The sequence below is a fragment of the Exiguobacterium sp. PvP048 genome, assembly GCF_040549175.1.
GTDB classification, from domain to species: domain Bacteria; phylum Bacillota; class Bacilli; order Exiguobacteriales; family Exiguobacteriaceae; genus Exiguobacterium_A; species Exiguobacterium_A artemiae.
Map to the genome: position 1 here is coordinate 23,860 of NZ_JBEPSU010000002.1, position 16,808 is coordinate 40,667.

Annotated in this window: 14 protein-coding genes; 12 read left to right on the forward strand and 2 right to left on the reverse strand. The window is 46.3% G+C overall.

The annotated features are described in order from the left end of the window. The first annotated feature begins 120 nt into the window (after positions 1-120). The 10 genes from ABIC15_RS04680 (at position 121) to ABIC15_RS04725 (ending at position 8,476) form a co-directional block, all read left to right on the forward strand. Entirely contained in the window at positions 121-804 is a 684-nt protein-coding gene (locus tag ABIC15_RS04680; RefSeq protein ID WP_354019868.1) for a DsbA family oxidoreductase, read from the forward strand. Between the two features lie 30 nt (positions 805-834). Next, a complete protein-coding gene (gene lplA / locus ABIC15_RS04685; RefSeq protein ID WP_012369623.1) occupies positions 835-1,824 on the forward strand; it encodes a lipoate--protein ligase in 990 nt (329 codons plus the stop codon). Between the two features lie 51 nt (positions 1,825-1,875). Then, a complete protein-coding gene (locus ABIC15_RS04690; protein WP_354019869.1) occupies positions 1,876-2,763 on the forward strand; it encodes an SDR family oxidoreductase in 888 nt (295 codons plus the stop codon). 125 nt (positions 2,764-2,888) lie between these two features. Next, the gene (locus ABIC15_RS04695) at positions 2,889-4,433 is read left to right on the forward strand and encodes a fatty acid--CoA ligase family protein (RefSeq protein ID WP_354020327.1); all 1,545 of its coding nucleotides are present in this window, start codon (positions 2,889-2,891) and stop codon (positions 4,431-4,433) included. A 75-nt stretch (positions 4,434-4,508) separates the two neighbouring features. Then, positions 4,509-4,943, forward strand: a complete 435-nt coding sequence (locus tag ABIC15_RS04700; protein WP_012369626.1) for a methylglyoxal synthase — start codon at positions 4,509-4,511, stop codon at positions 4,941-4,943. Positions 4,944-5,040: 97 nt separating this feature from the next. Then, positions 5,041-5,196 (forward strand): hypothetical protein, encoded by a 156-nt coding sequence (locus tag ABIC15_RS04705; protein WP_167315838.1) that lies wholly within the window; start codon positions 5,041-5,043, stop codon positions 5,194-5,196. 125 nt (positions 5,197-5,321) lie between these two features. Further along, entirely contained in the window at positions 5,322-5,987 is a 666-nt protein-coding gene (locus tag ABIC15_RS04710; RefSeq protein WP_012369628.1) for a response regulator transcription factor, read from the forward strand. Further along, entirely contained in the window at positions 5,984-7,357 is a 1,374-nt protein-coding gene (locus tag ABIC15_RS04715; protein WP_290829967.1) for a sensor histidine kinase, read from the forward strand. Before ABIC15_RS04710 ends, ABIC15_RS04715 begins: the two co-directional genes overlap by 4 nt. A 119-nt stretch (positions 7,358-7,476) precedes the next feature. After that, positions 7,477-7,962 carry a competence protein ComK gene (locus tag ABIC15_RS04720; protein ID WP_012369630.1) on the forward strand — a complete coding sequence of 162 codons (486 nt, stop codon included), beginning with the start codon at positions 7,477-7,479 and terminating at the stop codon, positions 7,960-7,962. A 103-nt stretch (positions 7,963-8,065) separates the two neighbouring features. Continuing rightward, positions 8,066-8,476, forward strand: a complete 411-nt coding sequence (locus ABIC15_RS04725) for a CBS domain-containing protein (RefSeq protein ID WP_012369631.1) — start codon at positions 8,066-8,068, stop codon at positions 8,474-8,476. Positions 8,477-8,576: 100 nt separating this feature from the next. Here the strand turns inward: ABIC15_RS04725 and ABIC15_RS04730 are convergent, their stop codons facing one another. Continuing rightward, positions 8,577-8,918 (reverse strand): hypothetical protein, encoded by a 342-nt coding sequence (locus ABIC15_RS04730; protein ID WP_012369632.1) that lies wholly within the window; start codon positions 8,916-8,918, stop codon positions 8,577-8,579. 59 nt (positions 8,919-8,977) lie between these two features. Continuing rightward, on the reverse strand, positions 8,978-9,358 hold the full coding sequence (locus ABIC15_RS04735) for a truncated hemoglobin (protein ID WP_012369633.1): 381 nt from the start codon (positions 9,356-9,358) through the stop codon (positions 8,978-8,980). Positions 9,359-9,686: 328 nt separating this feature from the next. On the opposite strand from ABIC15_RS04735, the gene addB reads away from it, so the two are divergent. Both addB and addA read left to right on the forward strand, forming a co-directional pair. Continuing rightward, positions 9,687-13,118 (forward strand): helicase-exonuclease AddAB subunit AddB, encoded by a 3,432-nt coding sequence (gene addB / locus ABIC15_RS04740; RefSeq protein ID WP_354019870.1) that lies wholly within the window; start codon positions 9,687-9,689, stop codon positions 13,116-13,118. Further along, a complete protein-coding gene (addA, locus tag ABIC15_RS04745) occupies positions 13,115-16,666 on the forward strand; it encodes a helicase-exonuclease AddAB subunit AddA (protein WP_354019871.1) in 3,552 nt (1,183 codons plus the stop codon). Before addB ends, addA begins: the two co-directional genes overlap by 4 nt. The last annotated feature ends 142 nt before the right edge of the window (positions 16,667-16,808 follow it).

Sequence of the window (16,808 nt, forward strand, 5' to 3'; positions counted from 1 at the left end):
GTGTTTCTTTTTTGAGTCAGCCCCTTTTTGCTGGCGTCTGGAATCAGATTCATTGCAAGCAACTGTCCGGACGATTATGCTAAATGTACATGATAACTAGTATGAAGGAGATGGAACGAAATGAAAGTTGAAGTCTGGTCAGATTATGCCTGCCCGTTTTGTTATATCGGTAAAAAACGTTTGGAAAAAGCCATTCAGGAGAATGGAGCGACAAATGTCGAGGTGGAATTTAAAAGTTTTGAACTCGATCCGTCAGCACCGGAAACACCGACAATGGGATTGTACGACATCCTGGCATCCAAGTACGGGACATTCGTCGATCAAGCCCGATCAATGTCGCAAGGCGTCGTGGATGCCGCGAAAACGGATGGTCTGTTTTATGAGATGGACCGTGTTGTTCCTGCCAACACATTTAAAGCTCACCGCCTGACCCAACTTGCGAAAAAGCATGATAAAATGGACGAGGTATCAGAAGAATTATTCCAAGCCTATTTCATGAACGGTGAGAACTTAAATGATGACTCGATTTTGACAAGAATCGCGACTGCTGTCGGACTGGATCCTGCAACTGTGGAAGCTTTTCTCGCATCAGAGGAGTCTTCCGATGAAGTACGTCAAGAAGAAGAAATGGCCCGTGAACTTGGTGTGACGGGTGTGCCATTTTTCGTATTTGACCGGAAGTATGCCATTTCAGGCGCACAACCTGTTGAAGCATTCAGTCAAGTGCTGGAACGGATCCAGCAAGAACAAAAAGTGGAAATCGTAGCTGAAGGTGACGCGTGTGGAGTCGACGGCTGTAACTAAATTTGATTGCTAAAGGAGTACAAGAAACTTATGAAATTCATTTTCCATCCCGATATTCACGATGCACGGATCAATCTTGCTGTCGAGGACTTCATCCTAAATAATCTGAACGTCAACGAAGAAGATTATTTCCTGTTTTATATTAACGGTCCATCGATCATCGTCGGTAAAAATCAAAACACGAGTGAAGAAGTCAACTTGAAATACATTGAGGAAAACGGAATTCATGTCGTTCGTCGTTTGTCCGGTGGCGGTGCCGTTTATCATGATCACGGGAACTTAAACTTCAGCTTCCTGACGAAAGATGACGGTGATTCATTTAACAACTATAAAAAGTTCACGGAACCGGTTGTGCAAGCCTTACACAAACTCGGAGTCGAAGCAGAGTTGTCAGGTCGCAATGATATCCATGTCGGAACCCGGAAAATCAGCGGGAACGCCCAATTTACGACTAAAGGCCGGATGTTCAGCCACGGAACACTGATGCTTGATTCCAACATCGAGGAAGTCGTCAATGCCTTGGTCGTCAGTGAAGAAAAAATGCGTTCCAAAGGGATTAAATCGGTCCGGAGCCGGGTCGCGAATATCTCTGAATTTTTGACGGAACCGTTGACGATGGATCAATTCGTCGAGCATCTCCTGGAATCGATTTATGAAGGAAAAGAGATGGAGCGGTACGTCTTAACCGATGAAGACTGGGCAAAAGTCCATGCGATTTCCGCTGAACGGTACGGAAACTGGGATTGGAATTTCGGTAAATCACCGAAGTTTGATGTGATTCATAAAAAACGTTTCCCGATCGGAACGATTGATTTCCGCCTGAATGTGAAAAAGGGAATCATCGAAGAAGCGAAAATTTACGGCGACTTCTTCGGAGTCGAGGATGCTTCGGAAATTGCTCGGGCGTTGGAAGGAAAACGGTATGACCGCTCTTCATTACGTGAAGTCCTGAGTCAGTACGAATTGAAGAAATATTTCGGAGCTGTTGAGCTGGACGAAGTGCTTGACGTTTTAGCATAAGCTTTTTTGGGAAAACTCTCTCTATCAACTTGCATAGGGGGAGCTTTTTTCATGGGCTACAACAAAGATAACTTTTTAAAGGGTACATTAAACGACTTCATCAACTTTGAAAAAGTTTCGGAAGGTCTGCCAAAAACGGAAGATCAACAGCCGTTGCCGTATTATGAACGGGATGATTACCGCGCTGCCGGGAAATTAAAAGGAAAAGTCGCGATCGTAACGGGTGGTAATTCAGGAATCGGACGTGCGATCTCAATCGCCTATACATTGGAAGGTGCTAAAATCGTCATTGCATTCTACGGCGATCAGGAAGGCGCGGAGGAAACAAAAGCCCGTCTTGAAGAGCTCGGTGGAGAAGTGTTGCTGTCTCAAGGAGACATCGGAGACGGTGCCTATTGTGAAGAACTCGTCAAAAAAACGATCGACCGTTTTGGTCGTCTTGATATTGTCGTCAACAATGCGAGTATGCAAAAACCGGAAGATTCGTTGCTCGACATCACAGATGAATCGATGGAAAAAACATTCAAAACAAATATTTTCGGAATGATGCGTCTAGCACGGGCAGCCTTGCCTCACCTGACGCTCGGCTCAGCTATCATCAATACGACGTCTTCGACAGCATATGAAGGAAACTCCCTCTTAATTGATTATTCGTCGACGAAAGGAGCCATCGTCAGCTTCACACGCAGTCTGTCGATGAACCTGGCGAAACAGGGGATCCGCGTCAATGCAGTGGCCCCAGGTCCAATCTGGACACCATTGATCACAGATACGTTCCCGGATGAATCGGTCAAAACGTTTGGTAAAAACACGCCGATGGATCGTCCCGGACAACCGGCAGAAATGGCTTCCGCTTACGTCTTCTTGGCTTGTAACGATTCGAGTTATATGACGGGTCAAGTCTTGCATCTAAACGGCGGCGTCATCGTCAACGGTTAAAAAGAAAGAACGTGAAAACGTTTCCATAAAATGCTACACTATCCATACAGGCGGACACGTCATGTATGGATTTTTTTTACGCTAAAAATGAACGGTTATTCATTCGAAGGGGGAAGCTAGTTATGATGGGATTGATTCATTCGGTGGAAGAAACGGCTCGGCAACGTCCGGACAGCATCGCCTACGTATTTGAAGATGTCGCAGTCAGTTATCGTGAATTTGTTGAGAAGTTTCACCGGGCAGCCGGAGCACTCGAATCACATGGAATTCGAAAAGGAGATCACGTTGCTCTAATCCTTGGAAACAGTCCGGCTTTTTTAATCGGATATTATGCCGTCATGAAGCAGGGGGCGATTGCGATACCGATCAATCCAACGTATACACCGGATGAGCTCGGTTATATTCTGATGAACGGGGATGTCAAAGGGATTCTCGGAATTGCGCCGCTTGTCGAAGCGGCAAAAGAGCGGTTGGTTCATTTACCGCATCTTGCCGTCGTCGTGTCCGTTCCGTTTAACGGTCAAGTCGGTCCGGAAGAACAGCTTGGAACTGTTCAATTTACAACGCTTGAACGTTGGTTGGAGATTGAACATCCGACCGAGGAAGTAACGTATGAAATGGATGAGACAGCCGTCATTCTTTATACGAGCGGGACGACAGGGAAACCAAAAGGAGCGATGTTATCACATCGGAACCTGACTTCGAATGCCCGTTCCATCGGCGAGTACTTAAATGTTTCGGAACAGGATCGGACACTCGCTGTATTACCGATGTTCCATGTTTTTTGTCTGACGGTCGTCGTCAATGCATCGCTTGCACACGGCGCAGCCATTATCATCGCTTCACGTTTTTCACCTCAGGAGACATTTGAACTGGCGAAAAAGGAACAGGTGACGATTTTTGCCGGTGTACCGACCATGTATAATTTCCTGTTGCAGACGGTTAAGGCGCATCCGGAATATACGAGTGCATTTGAATCCATCCGCTTATTCGTATCGGGTGGAGCAAGTCTGCCGGTTCCGTTATTGCAAGCCTTTGACGAAACCTTTAACTGTCATATCCTTGAAGGATATGGTCTGTCAGAAGCTTCTCCCGTCACCTGTTTTAATCCGCTCGACGGCGTGCAAAAGCCGGGCTCGATCGGCCCTTCGATCGTGAATGTTGAAAATAAAGTTGTGGACGAACTCGGGCAGGAAGTTCCGGTCGGACAAGTCGGTGAACTGATTGTCCGTGGACCAAACATCATGACGGGTTATTACAAAATGCCGGAAGAAACACAAGCGACGTTAAAAGAAGGCTGGCTCTATACCGGTGACTTGGCGAGACAGGACGAGGATGGTTACTTCTATATCGTCGACCGGAAAAAAGATATGATCATCGTCGGCGGTTATAACGTCTATCCGCGTGAAGTCGAGGAAGTATTGTACCAGCATCCGAAAGTCGTCGAAGCAGCCGTCATCGGTGTACCGGACGAAGAAATGGGAGAAGCAGTCAAAGCGTTTGTTGTCGTTCGTGAACCATTGACCGAATCGGAAATCATGGACTTCTGTGCCGTTTCACTTGCCAAGTATAAATGTCCAACGCGGATTGAATTCATTGATCAACTGCCGCGAAATACGACCGGTAAGATTTTACGGACAGTTTTGAAAAAACAACCGACCAATTCGTAAATCTACTGTAGAAAAAAGAACTTCAGGTTTCTGAAGTTCTTTTTGTGTGCATATAGGTAAAGAGGGGGAGAGCAAATGAATATTGCCTTAATTGCACACGATGAGAAAAAAGACGAGATGATGATGTTTACACGGGCATATGAAGCCTACTTTGCCAAAAATACCTTATATGCCACGGGTACGACAGGGCAACGGATCATGGAGGCGACCGCATTGACGGTCCACCGCTGTAAGTCGGGACCGCTCGGCGGCGATCAGGAAATCGGGGCGATGGTTGCCCGTGGAGAAATTGATATCGTCATTTTTTTGCGGGACCCACTGACCGCCCAACCCCACGAACCGGACGTATCGGCGTTAATTCGTTTGTGTGATGTTTACGATTTGCCGCTTGCGACAAATGTCGGAACCGCCGAAATTTTGATAAACGGATTGGAACAGGGAGAGTTTCAATGGCGGGAAATCATTCGGAAACGTCATGAAGAAGAACAGCGGAAATTTTTAACCGATTAATTCTCTGAGAATGCTTCTCATTTTCTATCAAGCATGATATAGTCATCTTGAGGATGATACTGATTATCAATTGCGATAGAAAAGGGTGGCGAAAACAATGGAGATTATTTTAATGACTGGTGTGACCGTCTTGCTTGGTGGCGGTGTCACGTTCCTGACACACATCGTGAAAACGGAACGTCGTCATGTATCAGCAAATACAAAAACACAGGTAGAACGTGCGACATATCCATCGTTGCGCCTTGTAAAATAATTAAGTCTAACGTACGCCGCTCTTTTCTTTAGAAAAGAGCGTTTTTTTGTATAATTTTAGATTCTCCCATAATTCTGCGGAAATCCTTTGTTACACTGAAAAAAAGAACTTAAGCAGGAGTGATGATGATGCATACGATTTATTTAGTTGACGATGAAGTGAACTTGAACCGCGTCTTGGTCAAGTATTTGGAACAGGAGGGCTGGCAAGTAAAATCGTTTACGTCCGGGGAAGCGGCAGCATCCGCCATCATTGAAAAACCTGATTTATGGATCCTTGATATCATGTTACCGGACCTCGACGGGTTTCAATTGATTAAACGGATTAAAGCCCACGACGAGACCACACCGGTCATCTTTATCTCAGCCCGGGATGAAGACATCGATAAAATCATCGGCCTTGAGATGGGATCGGATGATTACATCGCAAAACCGTTTTTGCCGCGTGAACTCGTCATTCGTGTAAAGAAAATTTTAGCACGGGCATATGCGACTCCTAAAACTGGTCTCATCCGGTATGGAGACTACACGATTTATCCGGAAAAACGAATCATCGAAGAAAATGGTCAGGAAATTGATTTGACCTCAAAAGAATATGATTTATTGATTCTGTTTGCTACGCAAATCGGAACACCGATGTCGCGGGAACAAATTTTAGTGAGCGTCTGGGGAGACGATTACTTTGGATCGGATCGTGTCGTCGATGACCTTGTCCGACGGGTCCGAAAAAAACTTTCCAAATTGGAACTTGAAACCATTTACGGGATTGGATACCGTCTGGTGGCTGCATGAAAAATCGGAGTCTGGGTTTTCAAATCTGGGCGATGTTCCTGCTCGTCATTGCAACACTCTCCATTGTCATATTAGTCGTCATGCGCTCATCGATTGGTAATTTCATTGATGAGCAAGTTTATGCGACGTTAGAAAACAGTGAAGTCTTTTTCTCGGAAGATGCCTCTGTCATCGAGATGTTACAAGACAATCCGATTGAATTCGATCGACGGAAACAGGAATCACGCTCTGTCAATGTCTTATTGTTATCGAAAAATGGAAAGTTGTATTATGGCGGGGCACCGCAACAGCTGGTCAATCAAATGTATCGTGATGCGATTGACCAGGAAAAAGAAATGCAAAAATATACGACCCGTCTGGATAAAGAGGATGTTTACTACAGCATCTTAAAGATGGAGATTAAAGGCGAGACCTATTACCGTGTTTCGTACGTCTGGGATGCATATCGCCAGGAACTGATCACGCAGTTATTTTCGAAAATCGGTTGGGTGGTCGCAATCGTCAGCATCCTGACCTTGTTCATCGCCTTTTGGCTTGCCAGACGATTGACCCATCCTTTAATCGAGATTGAGCGGGCGGTCGGCAAGATAGCGGCACAGAAGTGGGATACGCCTCTTCCTCTTGATCGCGGTGATGAAATCGGACGATTGGCCCGGTCAGTCGACGCAATGCGAATGGATTTGGAAAAACAGGATAAAGCGCAAAAATCCCTGCTTCAAAATATCTCACATGATTTGAAAACGCCGATCATGGTCATTCGCAGTTACGCCCAGTCGATTTCGGACGGAATTTATCCGGACGGTGATTTGACAGGTTCTGTTTCCGTCATCGAAGAGGAAGCAGAACGCTTAGAGAAAAAAGTCGCGGCCTTGTTGTATGTAACGAAACTGGATTATTTTGAACTGGATCGTTCAACATGGGATCATGTCGATCTGGACCGGATGGTTCACCTGCTCCAAAAGCGGTTTGTCGGGACAAAAGCCTTAACGTGGAAAATCACTGGCGAAGCGGGCATCGTGTTAGGGGAAGGGGAACAATTGCGTGTGGCTCTGGAAAATGTGCTGGATAATGCGATTCGTTATGCGGAGTCGACCATTGAAATTCGCCTTTCCGGTACCCGGCAGACGGCTACTGTTGAAATTTTGAATGACGGTCCGCCGTTAGAAGCGTCTTCTCCGCTGTTCCATCAATTTTCACGCGGAAAAGAAGGTAAGTTTGGGCTTGGATTATATATCGTCAAACGGATTGTCGAACGGCATGAAGGAGAAGTGACGATTGAAAATCTCATTGCGGGAAATGAACAAAATAAAGTTTGTGTGAAATTTAATTTTCCACGACATTTTCAGGAAGAATCGTCCGGAAAAAAATAAGATCTTAAAAAACGAGATAGTCATATCTCGTTTTTTATTTTGGGAAATAATGAGAACGTTCATACGAAGTCATTTGGAATTTGATATAACGATACTAATACAAGAAAGGAGAAATCAGGATGCGACATAAAATTACAGAAGAAACATTGGCTCTCGTACCGAAATATGGTCCGTACGGGGAACCGCAAACCTTACTTATTCAAGAACAGTCGGAAGTCGTGTTAGAAGGCCATCCAATTAAGCTGATTGAAGAATCCTGTTTATATTTTGGTTCATCTATGCGCGGAAGAATCGAAGCGGCTCGACATATCCTGGGACCGAATCGAAAGACACCGGTTTTGATCGATTGGAAAGCGCAAACGATTTTCTTCCCGACGACCGCAAAAGAGAAGGCGGAATGTATTTGGATCAATTTTAAACAGATGAAGACTGTTCAAAAAAAGGGGAATACTGTTCAAGTGGAGTTTCAAACAGGACAACGGATTGATACGGATGCCTCGGCCTATAGTATCGAACGACAACGGATCAAGACGTTGGAACTGGCGTATGAAATGCAACGGAGATTTCAGGAAGAACGGCCGATGACGTTTAATAAAGCGCGATAAGTGGAACATTCTAACAGGAATCACTACGTAACACAGCGAATAAACAGTAAGGTGCGAGAGAGAGAATTAAAGGGAGGTGAAGCGGTCGAAAGACCGCTGCACAATGAATGAATCATACGAATGGTTAAACCGACGAAAATTACAACCCGGATTTGGTGTGAACGGCGGACGTCGTTTCATCAGTTCACGTATCGTCCGACCGGAAAATACACCGGGGAAACGGATCAAAGGCATTAAACGTGCCCGTCAGCTTGTCGTCGACGAGTCAGGAAATCGACGCTGGGTGACGAAACGAATCGTCGTAACAGATGCTGCAAAACACATGACAATCAATCGTCGTGCATCGGTTGTCCAAAAAGAAGTGACGGAATCCCGCTTGGAACAAGTAAAACAAAAATTAACGTCGAAAAAAGTTCTTTTACCTGTCTTAGCAGCAACAGGACTGGCCGTTGCCGGCGGAGTGCTTGCTTACGTCATGCGCCGTAAAAAACGAAATACAAAAGAACAACTATAACCTGAAGCAAACGACGTATTGTCTGCCTACAGCAAAAGCCGTGCTCTCCCCATGAATACATGAGGATGACACGGCTTTTATATGAGGAAGACGACAGCTCTTACAAGAAACGTTTGCGAATCGATGTCGCAAGCGCCTTCTCAGAGATTTCTTCCAGTTCTGTTTGGTTTGTCGGATCAAAACTGTCATTGTAGAATCGGCCGACAAATTCAACCCGGTCATAATCCAGTTCTTTGAAAATCAAATGTTTATGATCGTCGTAGAAGACAACCCGGTAATAATCAGAGCCGCGTTCGAGCGTCACGAGTGCCCGGATGTGTTCTAATCGTTTTTGTTCGTCTGACTTTTCTTCTTCGACAGGCTCTTCTGTCGCTTTGGCTGCTTCAGCCTGTTCGAGTGCGCTTTTTACTAATTCACTCTTTTTATCTTGTTCTTCAGTCATGGTTATCGCCTCCAATTTTTATTTTACCTTGAAATGTACCGATGAGAAAGAAAAATCCCTTATCGATTCTGATGAGCATCACAAATCCGGAGAACATTGAGTGCACCGATTCGTAAACGTTCGATTAAACGCGTCGCGGCCTCTGAATCAGAAATGGTCTCTTCGATGGTCATCGTCATCAGTTCAATCCACCGGATGGCATGTACTTCCGTGATAGGCAATAGACGATGAATCATGGCAAGATTCATTCGTTCATCATATGATTCATATTGTTTCGGACCACCTGTAAGTTGAATTAAAAACCGGGTTTGCGCCTGTTCAACCTGCCGGCGGTCGGATGGGAATAAAGGACGGAGAAGATGATCTGCATACACACGCTCGTAAAAGCGTGCGACGAGCTGTTCGATTGCTTGTTTTTGACCAAGGTCTTCATAAAGCATGTCTGTCCCTCTTTCTGTTCAGTCTGATGAAGACAACCATTATCTCAATCTTTACCCGATTTTTGCAACTCCATACAAAGCAATTGACAAATGATTCAAACTGAATAACACGAGCACAGAAAGAAAAAATGTAATCTCAATTTAAAACGGACGTTTGTTCGTATTTGTGAGATAATCATACATATGCTACGTCTTGCACGCGGGGTCTTTTCTGCTACTTTCAACACTCATTTGACATGGGGAGAGAAAAACAGAATAAAACGCCTCAATACTAATTAAAGGAGGTGGAGATCAGTTTACAACCATGGGTGTAGGCTGATCTGGCAGAATGAATTACATGCATTTAGGTCGTGCCGGTACCGGTAAGACAACACAATTAATTGAACGGGTCATCGATCAACTGACCGAACAACCGCTTGGTCCATCGATTTATTTCATCGTACCGGATCAGATGTCCTTTGAGATGGAACGGCGTATTGCGACGGATCCCCGGCTGTCCGGTCTTGTCCGGATGGAAGTCATGAGTTTACGCCGGTTTGCCTTCCACATGATCCGGGATTACGGAAACCAGGTGATTCCGTTTTTAGATGAAACGGGGACACAACTACTATTACGCCAAGTTGTTGAAGAGGCGGAAGAAGAGTTGAAAATCTTTAAACGGACGAAAAATATGCCCGGCTTTTACAAAGGATTAGACGAATTGATTGCCTCGTTTAAACGTTCTTTAGTAAATCCGGATATGCTACGTCAAATCAGTGGAGCGTCACCGGAACGCTCACCGAAATTAAATGATTTAGCCCTGATTTATGAACGTTTTACTGAACGAATCTCAGATAAGGCCCTTCATGCTGACGATTATTTTACGACCTTGATCGAGCTGTTACCAAAAGCTGATTTAAGCGACGTTTCTGTATTCGTGGACGGTTTTTATGAATTTTCGTTACAGGAACAGCAAGTTTTGCTCCGATTGATGGAATTGACGAAAGATATGCACCTGAGTTTTACACTCGATGTCGAAGACGTTTATACGAAACAGTCTGAGTTTGGAGTTTCACAACGCTGTTACATGCAGTTGATTGAACAGATGAAAGAGCGGCAGATTGCGCATGAAGACATTTATTATGGACAGACCGTTAAATTTCAGAGCACAGGCTTGCGGATGCTCGAACAAGCACTTCTGTCGCCCGGCTACCCGCCAACGGATGAAGAGGTGACGGGAGTGACGGTTTCTGCTGCCGTCAATCGTCAAGTCGAGACGGAAGCCGCCGTCAGAAAAGCCATTCAACTCGTGCGTCATGACGGATATCGTTTCAAGGATATCGCTTTTCTTGTCCGTCACCTGGAGCCATACGCCGATCACTTGGAACGCGCTTTTCAACTGTATGATATTCCGTACTTTTTGGATCAACGGGAATCGATGGTGCATCACCCGATCGTCGAATTAGTCCATGCCGTCCTCGAAATCGTGATGACGGGTTACCGGGAAGAATCTGTTTTTCGTCTGCTGAAAACAGAACTGATTCCACTTCCGGCAGAAGATCCGCGGTTAGCACTTGATCGCCTGGAAACATTTGTGCTGGAGCGCGGAATCAAGGGTTCGATGTGGAAAAAACCATGGCAACTGAAGCGCCGTTTAGCCGATGAAATCAGTTTGACGGATGCTGAATTACAAGAGGAACTCGAGCTGAACGAATGGCGTCAATTTCTGGTCGAGGCGATCGAACCGCTTGAAAAGCGATTCAAGGCCTCTAAGACCATGAGTGAATATACACGCGCTTTGTACCGTTTCCTGGAAGAACATCATATGACCGACCGGTTGACGGTGTGGAAGCAACAAGCGCTTGAAGTCAACGAACTCAGTCAGGCACGTGAACATGATCAAGTGTATGAAGCGGTACTGCATCTCTTTGAACAGCTGGAAGCTGCGGCACCTGAAGCTACGTTGACAACGGAACTGTTTGTCCAAATGGTCGAGACCGGGCTTGAAAGTCTCCGCTTCTCACTAGTTCCCCCTTCGCTCGATCAAGTGATTGCAACGGATTACGTCCGGGGGCGTTTACAACAGGTCAAAGTGGTCTTTTTACTCGGTGCCAATGACGGATTGATTCCACTTGTGGAAGACCAGTCTAAACTATTGTCAGAAGGAGATCATGACTTTCTGCATGATCAGGGTATTCCGGTAGGCAAAGCATCGTTGGATGTATTTGACGACGAATTGTATTACCTCTATCAAGGGGTGACGGCACCAAGTGAATCTTTGCATATCAGTTATGCACTTGTGGATGAGGACGGAAAGGCGCTTCAGCCGGCATCAATCGTTAAGCAGATCAAACATCAACTGCTGCAGGATCGTCCGGTAAAAACATACTTTGCAGAAGCAGGGGATCATGCGCCGGATGATCAGCTTCAGTTCGTGACGAGTCCGGAACGGGCGGCAGCGGCAGCGGCAATCGAGTTGAGACGGCTGCAACGTCGTTATCCGATTCAACCGTCCTGGTTTGATGTGTATAATCGGTTGCTTGAGAACGGACGGGGCCGCGAACGGATGGCCCTGTTCTCCAATGCCTTGTTTTATCAAAACCAGGCAGAACCGTTGCCAGAGGATCTGGCACGCAATCTGTACGGTGACACGATCAAAGCCAGCGTCTCCCGCTTTGAGACCTACAATGCCTGTTCCTATAAACATTTTGCCCGGTATGGACTACGGTTAAAAGAACGGAAATTATATAAATTCGAAGCACCGGACATCGGCAACCTGTTCCACGGAGCCCTCAATGATTTATCGATGAACATCAAAGCCTCGGGGAAACGTTGGCGTGAACTGGATGACCAATCGTGCAGCAATCTCGCGAAAGAAGCTGTCGAGAAAGTGACGCCGGAAATTCAAAATGCGATTTTGATGAGTTCGAACCGTTTTGGTTACATCAAGAAAAAATTAACGGATGTCGTCGAGCAGACAGCCAAAATGCTTGTTAAACAGGCGGAACGTTCCGAGTTCGAACCTGATTTGTTTGAAATCAGTTTTGGGAACGCCATGTTCCCGCCGCTTCGATTTACCTTACCGGACGGCACCGAAATTGAATTTACAGGCCGGATTGACCGTGTCGATCAGGCGACGATCGGCGATCAATTATACGTCCGGGTCGTCGATTATAAATCGAGCGCCAAAGAGCTGGATTTTGCCGAAATCTATTATGGACTGGCGATTCAAATGCTGCTATATCTAAAAACGGTCGTCGAACAGTCGGAAGTTTTATTTAATCAGCAGGCTAAACCGGCCGGGGCGCTGTACTTCCACGTCAAAAATCCGATGATGCGCGGAGATTTGTCGGCGGACGAAATCGAACGGAACCGGTTATTGCTCGAGTCGTACCAAATGCAAGGGGTTATCGTTGAAAATGATGAAGTATTACGAGCGATGGATCAGATTGCGTACGATGAACGTAAAAAATCGCCGCTCGTCAAAGTAACATTCACCAAAACCGGTCTTCATAAGTCACATACGAAAGGTGTCGTCAAAGAGGAAGAATTGACGGCATTAATGGATCATGCCTGGGATGAGTTGAAGACGAGCAGTCAATCGATGTATGCAGGAGACATTGCGATTGATCCGTTTGATTACCAGGAGCGGACGCCTTGTACATTCTGCGAGTATCGTTCCGTCTGCCAGTTTGATCAATCTCTCGGAAACGACTACCGGCAATTAAATCCGTTGTCGGAAAAAGAAGTCTTGGAACGGTTGAAGGAGGAGACGGAATGAGTGTGCAGTGGACGGATGAACAGCAACGGGCAATCGATGCGAGAGGCGGGCATATTTTAGTATCCGCCGCCGCCGGTTCCGGAAAAACAGCAGTATTAGTGGAACGGTTGACGCAACGTGTCATCAATCAGGAGGATCCATTGACAGCGGACCGAATTCTGGTCGCTACGTTTACGAACGCGGCAGCAAAAGAGATGAAGACGCGTGTCATCGAAGCCATCGAAGCGAAAATCAAAGTGTCCCCGGATGATCTTTATTTAAAGAAACAACGGCAAATGATGAATCGTGCTCAAATTACGACCATTCATTCTTTTTGTTTATCGATTTTACGTGAAAACTATTACCGGATTGGTCTTGATCCGGCGTTTCGGATTGCCGAGGAAGCAGAGTTGTTGTTGTTGCAGGATGACGTGTTGGAGGAAGTGTTTGAGAGCTTCTATGCTTCGGCAGATCCGGCATTTTATGAACTGATCGATAGCTATACGTCGGATCGGGACGATCAGGCGATGTTGACACTTATTTCGAATTTATACCGTTTTTCTCGATCACTTCCGGATCCGGAAGCATTTTATGACCATTTGATTGCTCAATACGATCAACCGATTGACCCGGATGAATCCAGTCTGTTGACACGATTATTTGAACTGGAATGGGAACGGGTCGGCCCGATCATTAATCGGTATATGGAATTATCGTATCGCCTGCGGCAGTCCGGATACGACGAGATGGCAGATATGTTAATACAGGATGTCACCCCGGTCCGACGGATTAATCCGGAACAGGATCGTTGGACTACCGTTGCCCTGGCTTTTCAAGCTGTCGAGTTCGGCCGTTGGAAAGGAATCCGTGGAGACGAGGAGATGAAAAAATTTCAGACAGAGCGCACGCGTCTTGTCAGTGACCTCAAAAAAATGCGGGACTTGTTTGTTGAGAAAGACGGGGTTGATTATCTGGAAGATTTACGTTCGCAACTGGGACATGTCGAGATGATTGTCACGCTTGTTCGCAGTTTCTCGACAGCTTATCTCGAAGCGAAGCAACAGCGGGGAATCGTAGATTTTTCCGATCTTGAACATTTTGCATTAGCAATCCTGGAAGAAAACGGCGAGCCGACGGATGTCGCCCGTCTTCTTCAAGAACGTTTCATCGAAGTGTTAGTCGATGAGTATCAGGATACAAACGAAGTACAGGAACGAATCCTGAGACTTGTCTCCAGATCAGATGAAGCCACCGGCAATCTGTTTATGGTTGGCGACGTCAAACAATCGATTTATAAATTCCGTCATGCCGAACCGGGATTATTTTTGAATAAGTTTAAACGATTCCAACAAACCGAAGTCGGGACACGCATTGATTTGACGAAAAATTTCCGGAGCCGTTTGGAAGTCTTGGATGGAACCAATCATATTTTCCGTCAAGTCATGGACGAAGCCGTCGGAGAAATTGATTATGATGAAGCGGCTTACTTGCGGTTAGGGAATCTTGGGTATGTTGATTCGACTCAAGTTGATCCCGAACTACTGTTAGTCGATCAGACCGATACAAACAAAGAGGAACTCGAAGCGCAAGTCATAGCGACACGGATCATCGAGATGGTAAACGATGAGAATCCGTATCTCGTCTTTGATGCGAAACAAAAACGATTCCGGAAGTGCGAATACCGTGATATCGTCGTCCTCGTCCGATCGAGGGGAAAACGGGTTCAGGCACTCGTTGACGTTTTTGAACAATATGAACTTCCGGTTTATGCGGATACAACGGGCGGCTATTTCCAAGCAACTGAGATTCAAATCATGATGTCGCTGCTCAAGACAATCGATAATCCGTTGCAAGACATCCCGTTCGCGAGTGTCTTGCGGTCACCGATTTTCGGTTTGACGGATCGGGATCTAGGTCGAATTCGTGCTAAATCAAAAGACGGGTCGTTTTACGAAGCCGCTATACTTGTGGCGAAAGAACAGACACCGCTCGGTTTGCGTGTCGACGAAGCGCTTAATCAACTGCACCACTGGCGGACGGAAGCACGCGGAAAATCGCTTGCGAGCCTGATCCGTTCCTTGTTTGATCAAACCGGCTATTTTGAATACGTCGGTTGTCTGAACGGCGGACGGAGCCGACAGGCGAATTTAAATGCTTTGTATGAACGCGCCCATCAGTACGAAGCGTCCGGTTATCGGGGATTATACCGTTTCTTGCGTCTGATTCATCGTTTAGTCGAACGCGGGGAAGATTTTTCGGAAGCCCGTTCGTTAGGCGAGGACGAAGATGTCGTCCGGATCATGACGATCCACCAATCGAAAGGACTGGAATTCCCGGTGACGATTGTCAGCCAATTAGGCAAGCAGTTTAATAAACAGGATCAAATTCAGGCGATCCAGCTGCATAAGACGTATGGTATCGCCCTCGATGCCATTGATCCTGTTAAACGCCTGCGTTCCGGTACGCTTCTCAAAGAAGTCATCCGCCGGGAAATGGACCGGGAAATGAAGGCGGAAGAGATGCGTGTTCTCTACGTCGCAATGACACGGGCGAAGGAAAAGCTGATTCTTGTCGGAGCGATTAAAGGTCTGGAAGATCAATTGATCAAATGGCAGGATCAGCCGCTCGATGAACTGTTGTTGCCGGAAATGGATCGGCGGAATGCCAAGGCATATGCGGACTGGGTAGTACCAGCCGTCCTGCGCAATTTCTTATTGAGCGAAGAGGAACCGCGCTGGTCATTTCGGGTCATCGCGCTCGATGAGATTGCCCCGTATCAAGAACTGACGAAGATGGTCGAACAACTGGAACACGTCCGTGTTCTTGAAAAAATTGATCATGCCGGTGACGAGACGCTGAATGCCCAGATTGAAGCGGCTTTTGCGTATCAGTATCCGTATCAGGTCGCAACGGACACTGCGGCGAAACAAACTGTTACGGAGTTGAAGCGGACAGAACAATTAGAACGGGCGGCCTTCGAATCGACGCATCGTCAGTCGACCTATTACCGGACTCCGCAATTTTTAGGTCCCGTATTGACCGGGGCAGAACGTGGAACGGTTCTGCATTTAGCGATGCAGCTTTACGAATCCGGTCGTTCGTTTGAGGAACAGATTCTCGACTGGGAACAGGCGGAACGTATTTCGAGTCTCGAGGCACAGACAATGCGGGAAGCTATTCCTGAACTAACGACGTTCCTTGCCTCTGATACCGGACAGTTATTTGAGCAACGTCTTCTGGCAGGGGAAGTGTACCGGGAACTCCCCTTCACCTATAAGATCGATTCAGCCCGATTCCGGTCCGATTGGCACGGTCCGAGTGACCAAGCCGTCATGCAAGGGATTGTCGACTGCCTGATTCGAGACGGAGACACATATATTCTGCTGGATTATAAATCGGACCAGGTCTTTGAAACGACCGACAATCAAAATCAAGCTGAAGTGTTGCGGACACGTTATGCGACCCAGTTAAATTTATATCAAGAGGCACTGGAAGCCATCCTGCACATCCGGATCAGCCGGAAACTGATTTATGCGTTTGCTCTTCATGAAGTGATTGAAATTTACTGATGATCTTTCGTCTGAAGAATCGATTCTGTCACATATTCAGTGAGCAGAACCGATTCGTCGGACGATTTTCATTTCTAAATATGAAAGAACTGTGTAAAATGAAAAGGTATGTAAAAGAATAACCGGATACCATAGGAGGTTT